The sequence below is a fragment of the Sinorhizobium americanum genome (genome assembly GCF_001651855.1).
GTDB lineage: Bacteria > Pseudomonadota > Alphaproteobacteria > Rhizobiales > Rhizobiaceae > Sinorhizobium > Sinorhizobium americanum.
The window spans coordinates 33589-47755 of record NZ_LNQC01000082.1 but is presented as its reverse complement, the minus strand read 5'-3'; the positions used below and the strand labels follow the sequence as shown (position 1 = coordinate 47755).

Sequence of the window (14167 nt, the reverse complement as noted above, 5' to 3'; positions counted from 1 at the left end):
CTGCCCTGCCGGGCATCTCCCACTTGTAGGCCCAAGAGGGGGAGATCGGCTAGGGGCAGGTGTTTGCCCGACCGTAAGGTCTTAAGCGCTGAAATCACTAACGGTGGTTTAATCCAGCAGGAAGCCGGTGGCGGGACATTCCGGTTTGGCGGTCTACTCCCTTGTGGGGGGAGATGCCCGGCAGGGCAGAGAGGGTGCCGCGAGCGCCACGCGGACACGCGACACCCACCGGATCGAGTTTCCTCCAAGACCAAAATGCTCCGGTGTTTTCCACCGGAGCATTTGTTTTCGCATCCAACATGTGTGCAGGATCGACACTCCATCGACGGAGGCTCGCCACGCCGCCACATCAGAAATCGGTCGTCATCGACACCTTCACAGTCAGCGGCGCACCTTGCGATATCGTCCCGAAGCTTGCAACGCCGGACCAGTAGTCGAGGTCGAAGACGTTCTCGACTTCCGCCCGGAAGGTGACGGGCTTTTCGTTGATCTCGGTCAGGTACCTGGCTCCGAGGTCAAGCCGCGTCCAGGAGGGGATTTCCATGGTGTTTGCCGTATTGACGAATTGCTCGTCCGTGTGGATGACATTGCCGGTGAGCGTCAGGCCCGGCACAAAGGGCGTGTCCCACTCGGCCCCCAAATTCACTTGCAGCGACGGCACACCGATCGGCGTGTTGCCGCGGGTGGCGGCGTTGTTCGTCTTCGTCAGTTCACCGCGGATGAAGGTCACGCCTCCGAGTACCCTGACCTCCGGGGTCACTTCGCCGAAGATATTGAGCTCCACGCCCCGATTGCGCTGTTCGCCGCCTTCGACAAAAACGAGGTCGGTGCCGCGGGTCTCGAGCTGGCCGAAAGGCCTTTCGATCTGGAACGCGCTAACGGTTACGGCCACGCGTCCGAGATCGACCTTGGTACCGATTTCATACTGCTTGGACCTGTAGGGGGCGAGCGTTTCCCCGGCATTGACGGCCGTCGTCGGCGCGGTGTCGCCGACGCTCAGGCCTTCGACATAGTTTGCATAAAGCGCGACATTATCCCAAGGCTTGACGACGATCCCCGCCAATGGCGTGACCGCGCTCTCATCCGAAAAGCTGCTGACGCCACCGGTGGTCGGCTCGTAATTTTCGGTATCGATGTGCTGCCAGCGCCCACCCAGCGTCAGCTGTACGCGCTCGTCAAACATCGACATCGTGTCGGAAAGCGCGAAGCCGTAGAAAATGTTTTCCGAGACCCTCGGCACATGTGTCGGCTGCGGCACATCCTGCTCGGGGCGGGGAAGCGGATCGAAGATATTGGTTAGCTGCGGAGTCCCCGAGTTCGAGCCGCGGGCGAGGCGCTGCTGAAGGCCGCTGACCTGGAATGTAACGGAGTGATCAATAGCGGCCGTTTCGAACTCGGCGCGCACACCTGTCTCGGCCGTCAGTCGGTCGACATCGAAAATGAAATTCTGTGGTGTGATGCTGGCATCGCCTGCGGAGTTAAGAAGCAGCGGCGTGCCAAAGAGCCGCTCGACTCGCGAATTGCCACCGCCGACGGCTGCGAAAACGGTGACCGCGTCGCTGACGTCATATTCGACCCGCCCCAACCAGGACAGGTCCTCCGTCTTCGCCCATTCCCACGATTCCTGGACGTTGGAGCGGCCATCCGGCGCGTCGGGAATTTCAAAGGTACCAACGGGAAAGAACGGGCGCAGCGGAGCGTCGACATCCTGCCGCTGACCGATGATGTCCAGTGTCGCCCTGAGGCTTTCGCCTTCGTAATCGAGTGCGAGGGCGCCGACCGCCACGTCAAGAGACTGGTTGTCGATCGCCGTATCGCCACCGTGATAACTGCCGTTGAAGCGAACGCCGAACTGCCGCTGGTCACCGAACCGGCGGCTGACGTCCAAATGGCCGCCGCCGTAGAGATCGGAAGCATAGTCGGTCGTCACTCGGGTCAGGTCGACGTCGGACGCGCGCTTCGGCACGATATTGATGGCGCCGCCAACGCTGCTGTTCGGCGAGACGCCATAGAGGAGTGCCGTCGGTCCCTTCAGGACCTCGACCCGTTCGATATAATCCGTAAACAGGCGGTAGGTCGGGGCAACACCGTACACGCCATCGAAGGCGACTTCGCCGAAGTTCCCTTCGTTCAGTGGGAAGCCCCTAATATAGAAGGAGTCCAGCATGCCGCCCGATGCGTGCGTGCTCCTCACCGAGGGGTCGTTGGCCAGGACGTCGGCCACGGTCTTCGCGCTCTGGTTTTCAATCGTCTCTGCCGTGTAGCTGGTGATATTGAATGGCGTATCCATGAAGTCCCGGTTGCCAAGCAATCCGACACGGCCGCCGCGCGCGACCTGCCCCCCGGCATAGTCTTCTGGCAAAGTGCCGATCGTTGAGGTCGTGGCCCCCGCCTTCACTTCGAGGCGCTCCAGCACCGTCGCATCTTGCGCCAAGGCGGCGCGACTCACTGTCGCCAGCAAAACAGTCAGCAGTCCAACACGCAATTCCATTCAGAGCCCCCTGTAACACATTGACCAAAAACATTTGGGTCGCCCCAGGAAGGAGCTGAATGTCAGTGGTTCGAAGCGGTGCTAATTAACATGACTGTGATTGTCAAGATATGTGCCAGAAGTCCAAGCTGGTGCAGCTCGCGCAATATTGAAAGCTAGGAATTAGGGAGATCGCCGCGGACCTCAGCCGGTTACCGTCGAAGCGATCAAGCGTGTCTGGAACGGGGAATCATTTTCTTTGATGAGGGGCCGGCTCCAGATGGCGGCACCGGCGTCTGCTTGGGCTAAGCCCAGCCAACTGTCTTAACCAAACAGAGCGCACCGGACTGGTAAGCGTCGCGCGATGGCCGCCTACCGGCGCTGCCCTGGAGTGGGATAGTGTCCACCAGGTGCTAGGTGGACACTATGGCGGTATCCGATGTCGGGAATGAGTCTCGCCGCAACGATCGAGCGTACCCAAGGCGGCGGAAGCCGTCAAAATGCTAGTGTTGACGCCTTTCCTCTCGGTCGTGCCGCGACGAGCTTGCGCAGTTCGACATCCATCATTCTGCCCGCAGCAGAGCGGCATAGGCGGCGAGGCGAGCGGCTCTAGAGTCGACGCCGTTGAGTAAGACGAAGAAGATAGGCTACCGCGAATGCAGTAGCAGCGAGCAGCATAACAGTGCCAAATGTGCTCCGCTGCTCTCGAATCTGGCGTTCTGCCGCCCGCCGAACGTCCGGTGTATCGACGACTTCGGTAAGCGGGCGATCGAAACCGGACGCGACTTGTTCATGCCAGCGACCGGCGGAGTCTTGGAATTCAATGTTCTCCGTCGAACCGGGAAGCTCATGGTGGCGCGCAGCAATTTCCGCGGCGGCAAGTGCATCGGCATGGGTGGGAAAGGTTTCAGAGAAGACGTCGTCAACTTTGTATGCCCAAGCCCCGTCGTGCTCTACTATCTCATACTGCACCTTTGCCATGGCGCTGCTCCCTTTAGATGAGCAGAAACATCCGACATCGATCTTAGTTCCGAGCAGCCTTAGGGCGGGGTACGAGCCATATGGCGATCAAATACCCCCGGCTAGGTACACAGCGACGGGAAGAAGCGCATTGATCGAACCCGTTCGGACGCCGACGAGCCGAAACTCGAGCTTACCGGACGACCGTAGCAGCCTACTTGGGCCGCGGAATTTCCAATGCTGCATGCACTGCAGACGGTGTGGCAAGGCACGCGAAGTTAGTCGACGGACAGCCTTCCCATCAGTTGATGTGCGGTTTCGGCGAAGCTCTTGAGGAAAGCATCGGCACTCAGGACTGGATTGGAAACCATGTGGCGGCCATTTGGGGGGACACGCCGTCAAAGTGGCTGAATGGCTGCGTGGCGTTTGACCATCAGGCCTGGCCTGTTACAGCTTCTCGCGCGCATTGCTGTTATTCAGCGGCTTGCTCTCCTACATCCGCTCTCCACCCACCTGAGACGATCGATCGACAGCCAAAGCGCGCCGAATGTGAGAGTCGACCGTGCATCCCTCGCCTTGAAAGGAATCGAACCGCCCCGTCGTGCCGTTGCCCCTTGGTACGGCAGTGACCGAGCGAATCGAGGTCGAAAAGTCCGACGCACGATGCCTTTCCCGATGACGCAGGCGACCTAGTGATGGATCTCACAGCCGCGCGAGGGCACTCTCAAGGAGTTCGTAGAACGCGTCTCTATCCGCAACTGTTAGCCAAAAGGCATTGGTGGCTCGCCCGGTGACAGCGTTCATGTCGACAATCGTCTGGCCATAGGTCAGGCCTGGCGTTGTATCGATCTCCACGTTCACCTCCTTACCGGAGAATATTTCGGGAGCCAGCAGCCATGCAATCACCGCAGGATCGTGGAGAGATCGAGGCCTACCCGTCCTCGTATAGCCCTCGTACAGGGTCAGCAGCTTTTTCAATTGCTCGGTGATTTTGCTCGTCACCGTCGTCAACCGATCCAACACATACTCTGTCATCAATAGTTTCGATGTGACGTCCAGCGATACCACCGTCTTGCTAACAGGTGCTGAAAAAACCCTCGCTGCCGCATGTGGATCGACAAAGACGTTGAATTCAGCGACAGCGTTCATGTTACCGCCCTGCGATGCTCCGCCCATGAGTACGAGCCGCTTCAATCTGCTTGCGATGTCCGGACGCTTTGCGAACGCAAGAGCGATGTTTGTCAACGGCCCTAATGCGCAGATCGTCACGCTCGCCGGGGGCTTTGACAGCACCGTCTCGATGATCCAGTCGGCGGCAAACTCCGGGCGTGGAGCAGTCGTCGATACCGGCAAATCCCAGCCCTCCGTTATCGCCTCGCCGTGCAGTCGCTCTGCCGTGACCAATTCGCCAACAAGTGGAGACGCCGCCCCCAGGAAGACCGGCACGTCTTCTCGCCCTGCCAATGCCAGAACCTTTAGAGCGTTCGCTGCGGTCGCCTGTACACTGATGTTCCCGCAGACGGCCGTTATTCCGAGAATGTCGAGCGCCTCGCCGTGAGCGAAAGCCAGAAGAATCGCTAGAGCGTCGTCCTGACCTGGATCGGTGTCGATAATGATGGATTGCCTGGGTATCGAGGCTTGCTGCATTTCTAAACCGTGCTGGATTAAGCGCTATTTACGCTTGCAGAGAGCCTGCTCTCTAAAGCGCTGGGGATTAGGGTGGATACGATAGGCGAAAGACACAATGCCGATGACTGCCGCACATGAACCAGCGCCAGTCCATTTTTGTTTGCCTTGTCTACATCAGCAGAATGCCCAGTGCTCGGTCGGGTGGATACCTTGACCGGGCTGAAAGTGCACCCGTAGGCTGCTGCTTCGAAATGCTTGCTGGAGAAAAAAGGGCCGCCGCAAGAAGCCGCCGCCCTACATTCGCATGACGACACTCAACCCACCATCTAGAGGGCAGACCTTACTTTTTCAGCGACGTCCGGGCTAACCCATTTGGTCCAGATGTCCTGGTTCGCTTCCAAGAAATGCTGTGCCGCATCTTCACCCTTGGCCTGATTTTCGTTCATCCACGCCAGGATCTTGTTGATCGTGTCTGCCGTTAGCTGGCGCTTCTTGAGGTAGTTGACGATTTCGCCGCCCTCCTCGTAGAATTTCTTGGACACCAGCGTCTTGACGTTGTCGGATGCAGCCCAGGCGTTGGGCTTCGGATCAGGGCAGTCCGCATTCGCGGTGCAGCGCTTCCACTCGACCGGATCGTGCGGGACACCCAGATCGACCTTCACCATGTCGTAGCGGCCGAGCAGCCCGGTCGGGGACCAATAATAGGCAATGATGCCCTCTTTACGCTCGTAAGCTCGCGATATCGCGCTATCCAGACCAGCCAAAGAACCCGGGTCGATGAGGTCGAAGTCTCGATCGGCCATATGATTTGCCTTGTAGAGCTGGGCCGTAACGATGGTCGCACCCCATCCCGGAGCACCATTGTAAATTCCACCGCGTGATGGGTTATCAGGATTCGGGAAGAGCTCCGGATGCTTCAGGACACCGGCCAGTGTAGCGAGTTCCGGATTATCGTCGACCATGTATTTTGGAACCCAAAGCCCCTGATGACCGGCATTGGAAAGAGGGTCCGATACAGCGACGATCTTATCGTTCTCGACACCCTCTTTGTAAAGTGTCGGGACGACGTCAACGGCACCTTCCGGGATGATATCCGGCTGCCCTTTTTCGATCATCGCAGTAATGCCTGGGACCGTGTCACCAGCCACCAGATCGGCATTGCAGTCGAAGCCGTTGTTCAAAATGAACTTGTCCATCGCTGCAAGAAATTCGGCTGACATTGAGCTCATATCAGCGATCGTGACGTCGTCACAGGATGCAGCTCGGGCTTGCTGAGTGGCGAAAAGGCTAAGAGCGCTGGCAACAGCGACACCTAGAATTCTCATCGTATGTTCCCTCCAGGGTTTAGACGTGACGGGAGGTTGCTTAGAAGCGGAGTCGATCTTAGGAAAACCGAGTCGTTCGAAAAATAACGACGAGCTCGTCGTTAGACGTCATCGTTCCCCGGTATCTTATTGTACACCGCGTCATGGCACCGTGAAAAAGCTTTGTTTTACCGGGCATGAACAACCAACGGCGCCATCTTTATCACCGGACCTATTGCTCGTATCGCGCAAAAAAATCACCGGGAGTTGATCTGGGCGTCGCCGCGTTTGGGTAACGCCCCACCGAAGGCGCATCTCGAGAGCTTAGCTTGAGGGTCTCGCTTGCTCACGGAGCCACGATTGAAACGATTTGGCTGCATGGGAAAGCGGCTTTTTGTCACTCCATGCAAGACAAAAACCAATCGGATCAGGTAGCGAGAGATCCGAAAATCGAACGAGCTTCCCTTGGTCAATTAGCGGCCGAACCATCGCGTCCCATCCTAGCGCGAGCCCTTGGTTGGCCTCGGCGGCGGCTAGCAGAACGGTGTACTTCGCAAATCTTTGACCTCGCAATCCCTGGTAACTAATCGATTTAGCTTGAAGAAAATCCTGCCACCTTGGCCAATTGGGAGCGGTCCAATCTAGGTGTAGAAGGGGCAATTGCCAGATAGGCGACGACTCGCTATCGCGATACTCCTCGGCAAAGGCTAAACCACAAACGGGATAGATAAAGTCATCGTACAGGGGCTCGCTGTTTTCATTCGGCCAAGCTCCATTCGCCGGCCTTACGAATAAATCGACTTCCGCATTGCGATAGTCGCCCACCTTCTCGGGGATCAAATAGTTTACTGTTATTCCGGGGAACCTGTTCGAGAAGTCCGCCATCCGTGGCATCAGCCAAAGCGTGGCAAACGCCTCAGTGCAAGCAAGCGTGACCGTTTCCTCCGGCTTGTCGGTTGTAATGGTACGAATAGTCAATGACCACCGCGAGAAACTGGAAGATATTTCGGCGAACAGGTCCTGAGCCGCGGCCGTCAATTGGACACCGTTTTTTTCTCTTATGAAAAGCCGAATGCCGAGTTCGTCTTCTAGGGCCTTTATCTGGCGGCTTATGGCGCTCTTGGTGACATTCATTTCATCCGCCGCGCGGCTGAAGCTCGCATGACGCGCAGTCGCTTCGAAGACGGCCAAGCTCGTAAGAGGCGGGAGGCCGTAATATTTCCGTACGATCGTCGTTCTCCTCAACGTGGATTTTGAGATCTGAAAAAAGCGTGTCGTCGCTTTCTTCCATTATAATCCGAATGGGTGGGCCGAACCATCCACTACCGCATCCTTCTGCTCCCAAGCGCTGATGATACAATCCTGATCCGGCGACGTATCCGCTTCCCGGAGGCGAGCGTGAGAGGATTGCGATCGCACGCAATCCTTAACCGCTCGCCGAAGCGACCGCGCGTATCGATCTCGACAGCGCGATCTGAAAGCCGTCCACAGAAACGAAAATGCCTGCGCGGCAGGAGGTGCCAGGCTCTCCGCAAAGTACCGGAGTGACGGGAGGAGGAGTGCCGCTGTTCCCTTAGACGTCCCTTGAGAGGAGGAGTGGGCCGTCTGAAACGTGAAGCTCTGAGGGAGGAGGTGCATCGCTTCGATAAAACGATCTTAGCGGAACCTTTGCGCCTGGGGCACATTTTCCGCTCGAGCGCGGGCCGTTGCACCGGTGGCTACAGGCATGGTGACGATGGCGGCTCCATGAATGAAGAAGCGGCAGTTGAGCAGCCGATGTGCCCGGGACGCCGCACCCGAGATTTCTTCTCAGTTCAGAACGAGGTACTGGCATGACCACGATGACGCTCTCCGAGATCGCCAACAGGCTCAAGAAGATCGATTTCTGCATGTTGGCGACGAAGACGGAGACGGGCGCCATTTCCCATCGCCCGATGAGCAACAATGGCGATGTCGAATATGATGGCGACTCATGGTTCTTCTCCCATGACGATACCAACAAGGTAGCCGACATTCGTCGCGATCCGCGGGTGACCTTGTCGTTCACGGAACCGCCAAGCCTTCTCGGAAAACCCGGCATCTTCTTTTCCATCGAGGGCCGCGCGACAATCATCCGCGAAAGAACGCAGTTTCAGGAGCATTGGGTGGATGGGTTGGAGCGCTGGTTTACGCAAGGTGTCGACACGCCCGGCCTCGTGCTCATCAAGGTGCACGCTGACCGAATTCAATATTGGGATGGCGAGGAGAATGGCATTGTCAAAGTGTAATCCGGAACCTCCTCGCCCGTCGTCGGTTCCTCCTTCCCAGCAGGAGAAACAACATGGCCAAGGACGAACTGAGCGCCGGCTTCACCGGGTCCCCGACCGAGCCGCCCACTGGTGTCCGAAAGGTAGCGAAGACAGCCACCGACGCAGTGAGCCGCGAAGCAAACGCTGTGGCGGTCGGCGCTGCGGATCACCCATACACAGCAATCGGCCTGGCGCTCACAGTCGGCGCCTTCGCCTTCGCAATCGGGTTTGTTGTGGGTCGATCGTCAGTCGACAGCGGGCGGAGATACTGGCGTTGGGAGTGAGGGAACTTGCTGCTCTCGCGAAAGTCGCTCTGCCGCTGTCACGCTACGAGGCTGGCGAGGAACTCAAAGAGCGAACAGTGGATGATACTCGCGTGGAGCAGGCGTGATCTTTGGACCAGAGAATGGCGAAGGCGTCGGCGGTCCGACACCGCAAGAAGGGATAGTCAGCACATGAAATCCGCCCTTCTCAGCGCATCAGCATGCTATAAAAGGCTGATGACCCAAAACGATCAGCAGTACGAGTTTTCTGAATTCTCCGGCGAGTTCGTCGATGATGATGTGACCGTTATTTTGCGCATTTACCGGCCCGCCGGGACAAATCTCGACTGGATGCTCGAGGTGCTCGACGAGGAAGGAAACACGACCGTCTGGAATCACCCCTTCGATACTGATCGAGAGGCGTTCGAAGAGTTCCTGGCCACCGTTCAGCGAGATGGCATCCGCAGCTTCCTGGACGAGCCAGTGCAGAAGCTGCATTAGCGGCCTGACCGGCGCATTTCGCGCCGATAGGGATGATCCTCGACTTCGACCGCCAGGCGTTTGTCATGCGGATCGAGCGACGGCCCCTTGGTTACCGCCCATGACTTGAACACGCCGTCGAGTTCGAGCCTCAGATTGTAGTGCAGTCGTGTTGCATCGTGCTTCTGGATAACGAACCGTCGGCGGTTTGACGGCTTGACATGCGCCTCGCCGCTTGGTTCGCTGGGCTTCTTGAAATCGCGTTTGGCACGATATTTCGAAAGATTGCCGGCCATTGTTTTCGCGGATCCATCCAGAGGCTCGACGAGCGGCCGGCGTCTGCTTCCTGATTGTTGTCGTTCACAGGACGAGAAAGCCTTTCGGCGGCCCGTAGTTTCGCGGGCGTGGCACGGGGTCGCTCGAAACAGTTGATATCGCGGTAGAGGTTGGTATGTTCTCTATTTGTTTCGGCACAAATTTCAAAGCGACAAGCCGGATCCCATCGCGATCGCTGAAGCTGCCATGAACGATATGAGCCCGACCCCCATCCGCAAAATCGTCCACGTGGACATGGATGCCTTTTATGCGTCGGTCGAGCAGCGTGATAATCCGGACCTGCGCGGCAAACCTATAGCCGTCGGCGGCTCCGCCGCCCGCGGCGTCGTGGCCGCCGCAAGCTACGAGGCGCGCGCCTACGGCGTTCATTCGGCAATGCCGTCGGTCACCGCCAAGCGAAAGTGCCCGGACCTGATTTTCGTGCCGCCACGCTTCGACGTCTACAAGGCGGTGTCCCAGCAAATCCGCGAAATCTTTGCGGAATACACGCCGCTGATCGAGCCGCTGTCGCTCGATGAAGCCTATCTCGATGTCACCGAGAACCTGAAAGGCATGGACATCGCCACCGAGATCGCGCTGGAGATCCGTGCCAAGATCAAGGCCCTCACCGGCCTCAACGCGTCGGCCGGGATCTCCTACAACAAGTTCCTCGCCAAGATGGCAAGCGACCTCAACAAGCCCAACGGCCAGGCGGTCATCACCCCGAAGAACGGGCCGGGATTTGTCGAGGCCCTCCCCGTCAAGAAATTCCATGGTGTCGGGCCGGCGACTGCGGAGCGCATGCGGAAATATGGGATCGAGACCGGGCTTGATCTCAAATCGAAGTCGCTCGCTTTTCTGCAGGAGCATTTCGGGAAATCTGGGCCCTATTTTTATGGCATTGCCCGTGCGATTGACGAGCGCCAGGTGAAGCCCAATCGGATTCGCAAGTCAGTGGGTGCGGAAGACACCTTCGCCGAGGATATTGCTGATCTCGATCTGGCGACCGCGGAGCTCAAACCCCTTGCTGAAAAGGTCTGGCGCTACTGCGAGGCCCAAGGCATCAGCGGCAAGACAGTGACCGTGAAAATCAAATACTCGGATTTCACTCAAGCGACACGCAGCCGGACCAGCGCATTGCCGATCTCAGGTGTCCCGGAAATCATGGAAGCTGCCACCGCATTGCTCGCGTCCGTCTATCCGTTCAGACGATTGGTGCGGCTGCTCGGGGTGACGCTGTCCTCACTCACCAACAATCCCGGCGCCGACGGCGAGGAACAACCACAGTTCGATCTCGATTTGTAATCAGCGCAACTTTTTTCAGGAAAGCAGGCGATCATTATCGACACGTCCACACCCAGAGTTCGCGTTATCGACCTCGAGACCGGCGGGAGCGGGCCGAACGACGTCTGTGAGATCGGATGGCAAGACGTCGTCCAGGACAACGATGGCAAATGGCAGGTCGTCGAGGAGCGCGGTGCACTGCTGGTCAATCCGGGGCGACCGATCTCGGCAGATACGATGGCCGTGCACCATATCCTCGATGCTCAGGTCGCGGATGCTCCCTTCTGGAAAGAGATTGCCGCAACCATTCTTCGACCAACTGGCCGCATTGATGCGCTCGCTGCTCACCGAGCAGCCTTCGAGCAGCGTTATTGCCCGCCGAGGTTCACCGGCGGCACACCTTGGATCTGTACCTGGAAGTCCGCTCTGCGGGTCTGGCCGGACCTGCCGCGATTCTCCAACCAGATGCTTCGCTATCAACGCATGCCTGAGGGTCTCGTTCATGAAATCGGCCTGCCAGCGCATCGCGCCATGCCAGATGCTTATGTAACAGCGCATCATCTCCGTGACCTTCTGAACGCGTCATCGCTGGAGCAGCTTCTAAGCTGGAGTAGACAGCCGGGCCTACTTCCTCGCGTTCCGTCGGGGCCGTACCGCGGCAAGGGCTGGGACCAGCTGACGGACGATGCGCTGGAGGAGTTCGGTCGGGACCGAGATGCTGACGTGCGCTTCAGCGCAGAAACCGAGCTGAGCCGCAGGGGCAAGAAACTCGAGCCGATGGTTACTGAGCCGGCGCAGCAGTCGTTGCTATGAGGCTGAGTGTGGAAGAAAGATATCCAAACACGCCTGCTGGACGATATTTCGTGGTTCGTGGCCGCCTCTGGCGTCGAACTAGTCCTGCTCTTAATGGTGACACGCGAGATCGCTTTCTCAGGGAACTGATGCCCGCACGCCGGGCTGTTCGCGATGCCAAGGGAGACACCGACGCGATGGCTAAGGCTAGATGCACATCCTTTCAGGTCGTCGGCACCGAAAGCGTCCGGTCGGGACCGGACGCTTACTGAACAGCATGTTAATGAACGACGTGAAGGGCGACGCGGAGGCCTTCATATCGGAGCGGATAGATAGTATGAGCGAACTGCTCGTTTGGACCTATGAGAACCGGAAAGATCGACCACCCGCGACGCTGATGAAGGCGAATTCTCGAGAGTATAGTAAGCTGACTCGGCGCCCGTCTTATCGGCGGGCGCTCTTGGTTTTGGTAATCGGCTTGTAGGATCCCTCGGCAACAAAAAAAGGCCGGGCAACCCCGACCTTCCTGCAGCCATTGCCAGTACATCCGTGGTCAATGGCGAGATGAGATCTGTATAACGGTGATCGTGTCGATTGCGTGACCCAGGCGTCAGTCTGCTCGGTTCGAGCGTGTCAGAGGCAGATATCGCACAAAGGATTCGGGGTTCGTCGCCTCCCACCTTCGCATCGGTCTGCCGCAATGGAGGCCCCTCGTCTCCGCGCGCCAGTTCCTTCAGTTCAGCAAGACGCTTCCCAGCCTTTTGGGCTTCCGCTTGCCGTTTAATGGCGTCATCGCGGCGCTTTAGCTCGCCGCTCGCTCTTCATCAGTAAAGCCGCTCACCTACGCACTCCCTTCGGTCTCGCTCCCCTCGTCCAAGTCATTGATGGGCAGGTAACCGTATCCCTGCAGCCACTCGCGAATGATGAGGCGGATCAATTCTTCCCGCGTCATCTGGAGCTCTTCGCAGGAGAGGGCTAGCGCCGTCTCCACGTCGTCATCGAGTTTCATCATCATTCGCATCTCGCTTTGCGTTCAGCGTCGCACAGCGCCGGTGGCAGTCAAGGATTAGGGGGCACCGCCCAAAGGGGCGACGCGCGCAATCGTTTCCCTTTGACGGCTACACGGAGTAGATGTATTTACTAATAGGTATACTACTTCCATCTGAAAAGTAGGTAGCATCCGATGATGACCACGGTAACGAGTTTCGTTTCCGAGCTATGCCGCGCCGCCAATGAGGTCCATCATCTTACTCCGTTGGCGGCCCGCCGGCTGCTGGAGCGCGCTGTGGCGGTAATCCACGACATGCCGAAGATAAAGGGCGTCGAGTCGAACAACGCTGTCCAGGACGCCACTATCGCACTGTTAAAGGTTGCCGTATCCGCTCCAGACCGTTCAGAACGAGAAATACGAAGCGCTCTGCTCGACGCCGCTGATATCATTCGGCTGCGGAAGAGCGGGCGATCTGTTCAGCGGGATTCCGAGCCCGGCGAGAAGGCTGGACACTTTTCGGAAAACCTAATGATTTCGCGTGAAGGACCGGTGTCCAAATGAATGCTAAGCCATTGATGCGGAATCTGAACTGGAAGGATCGACCCCATTGCGTGCCGCCCATGGCGGCTGCAATGAACGGCTCGATCGCCCCCCGAGCGGACGCATGGGCGCTAGCATGACGTTGCATCGCGACGCTCTTAGTGGCGCTCGACGCCCTTTGCTGCCAAAGTGCCATCGACGTCAGCCGACATCAGAAACTCCGACAGTTGCTTCGCAGCTTCTGTGTCCCTTGGATCGGCGCTGATGCCAATGGCGAAGTCGATGTAACTTTGGAGTTCCGCCGGAAATCGCCCGAGAAGCATTACATCGGGAGCGGCAGCGAGAATTGAGGTCACGGGAACGACCGCCAACTCGGCCTCCCCACGGGCTACAGCCAGCGCTGTCTGCCCTCCTGATATGCCCACCAGCCCGGGCGTCACCTCGTCCGCTATTCCCAGGCGCTCCAGCAGATCGGAGAAGTAGCCGCCGCTGGTTCCGTCAGCGGCGTAGGCGATTGATCTGGCGCTCTTCAATGCGTGTTCGAACGCTTCCATGGAGCTAATGTCGAACGATCGACTGCCTGCCTTGGCTGCGACGCCCATTGCGATCCGGCCAAACGCTACCTCACTCCCCGCCTTGATCTTTCCCATGGCGGCAAGATCCTGAACCATATGCGGATTGATGATGACGACGTCAAAAGGCTCCCCCCCTCAATCTGCTTCTTTAATGTCGGATTGAGCTCGAACTTGACCGCAACATTGTATCCCGTCGCCGCTTCGAACTGAGATATAAGAGCTAGGACGGCGGGTCGGACCGCAACAGCGCCAAAAAGCCGAATTTCCTGTTTCATA

General features: G+C 58.1%; 12 protein-coding genes and 2 pseudogenes. 6 read left to right on the top strand and 8 right to left on the bottom strand.

Annotation, left to right across the window (positions count from 1 at the left end):
- Positions 1-349: 349 nt before the first annotated feature.
- The 5 genes from ATC00_RS30315 to ATC00_RS30295 form a co-directional block, all read right to left on the bottom strand.
- Positions 350-2491, bottom strand: coding sequence for a TonB-dependent receptor (locus ATC00_RS30315; protein ID WP_064255479.1), 2142 nt, complete (start codon positions 2489-2491; stop codon positions 350-352).
- Between the two features lie 588 nt (positions 2492-3079).
- On the bottom strand, positions 3080-3451 hold the full coding sequence (locus ATC00_RS30310) for a DUF2188 domain-containing protein (protein WP_064255478.1): 372 nt from the start codon (positions 3449-3451) through the stop codon (positions 3080-3082).
- 681 nt (positions 3452-4132) lie between these two features.
- A complete protein-coding gene (locus ATC00_RS30305) occupies positions 4133-5077 on the bottom strand; it encodes a nucleoside hydrolase (RefSeq protein ID WP_064255477.1) in 945 nt (314 codons plus the stop codon).
- A gap of 308 nt (positions 5078-5385) precedes the next feature.
- Positions 5386-6384: a glycine betaine ABC transporter substrate-binding protein gene (locus tag ATC00_RS30300; protein ID WP_064255476.1), complete on the bottom strand. Its 999-nt coding sequence runs from the start codon at positions 6382-6384 to the stop codon at positions 5386-5388.
- A 303-nt stretch (positions 6385-6687) separates the two neighbouring features.
- Entirely contained in the window at positions 6688-7554 is an 867-nt protein-coding gene (locus ATC00_RS30295) for a LysR substrate-binding domain-containing protein (protein ID WP_161951953.1), read from the bottom strand.
- Between the two features lie 641 nt (positions 7555-8195).
- Between ATC00_RS30295 and ATC00_RS30290 the strand changes: the two genes are divergently transcribed.
- From ATC00_RS30290 to ATC00_RS30280, 3 genes are all read left to right on the top strand, one after another.
- Positions 8196-8630 (top strand): pyridoxamine 5'-phosphate oxidase family protein, encoded by a 435-nt coding sequence (locus ATC00_RS30290; RefSeq protein WP_064255475.1) that lies wholly within the window; start codon positions 8196-8198, stop codon positions 8628-8630.
- Positions 8631-8683: 53 nt separating this feature from the next.
- Complete coding sequence (locus tag ATC00_RS30285; protein ID WP_064255474.1) at positions 8684-8935, top strand: hypothetical protein; 252 nt, start codon at positions 8684-8686, stop codon at positions 8933-8935.
- 216 nt (positions 8936-9151) lie between these two features.
- Positions 9152-9415 (top strand): hypothetical protein, encoded by a 264-nt coding sequence (locus ATC00_RS30280; protein WP_064255520.1) that lies wholly within the window; start codon positions 9152-9154, stop codon positions 9413-9415.
- Positions 9416-9444: 29 nt separating this feature from the next.
- Here the strand turns inward: ATC00_RS30280 and ATC00_RS30275 are convergent.
- Positions 9445-9690, bottom strand: a pseudogene (locus ATC00_RS30275) (DNA polymerase ligase N-terminal domain-containing protein); the annotation flags it as partial.
- Positions 9691-9916: 226 nt separating this feature from the next.
- Between ATC00_RS30275 and dinB the strand changes: the two are divergent.
- Both dinB and ATC00_RS30265 read left to right on the top strand, forming a co-directional pair.
- A complete protein-coding gene (dinB, locus tag ATC00_RS30270; protein ID WP_064255519.1) occupies positions 9917-11014 on the top strand; it encodes a DNA polymerase IV in 1098 nt (365 codons plus the stop codon).
- A 30-nt stretch (positions 11015-11044) separates the two neighbouring features.
- On the top strand, positions 11045-11806 hold the full coding sequence (locus ATC00_RS30265; RefSeq protein ID WP_199275562.1) for an exonuclease domain-containing protein: 762 nt from the start codon (positions 11045-11047) through the stop codon (positions 11804-11806).
- A gap of 820 nt (positions 11807-12626) precedes the next feature.
- Here ATC00_RS30265 and ATC00_RS32825 read toward each other — a convergent pair.
- A complete protein-coding gene (locus ATC00_RS32825; protein ID WP_162532533.1) occupies positions 12627-12800 on the bottom strand; it encodes a hypothetical protein in 174 nt (57 codons plus the stop codon).
- A 168-nt stretch (positions 12801-12968) separates the two neighbouring features.
- Between ATC00_RS32825 and ATC00_RS30255 the strand changes: the two genes are divergently transcribed.
- Entirely contained in the window at positions 12969-13337 is a 369-nt protein-coding gene (locus ATC00_RS30255; protein WP_064255470.1) for a hypothetical protein, read from the top strand.
- Between the two features lie 137 nt (positions 13338-13474).
- On the opposite strand, the pseudogene ATC00_RS30250 reads toward ATC00_RS30255, so the two are convergent.
- Positions 13475-14166 (bottom strand): annotated as a pseudogene (locus ATC00_RS30250) (molybdate ABC transporter substrate-binding protein).
- Position 14167 lies beyond the last annotated feature (1 nt).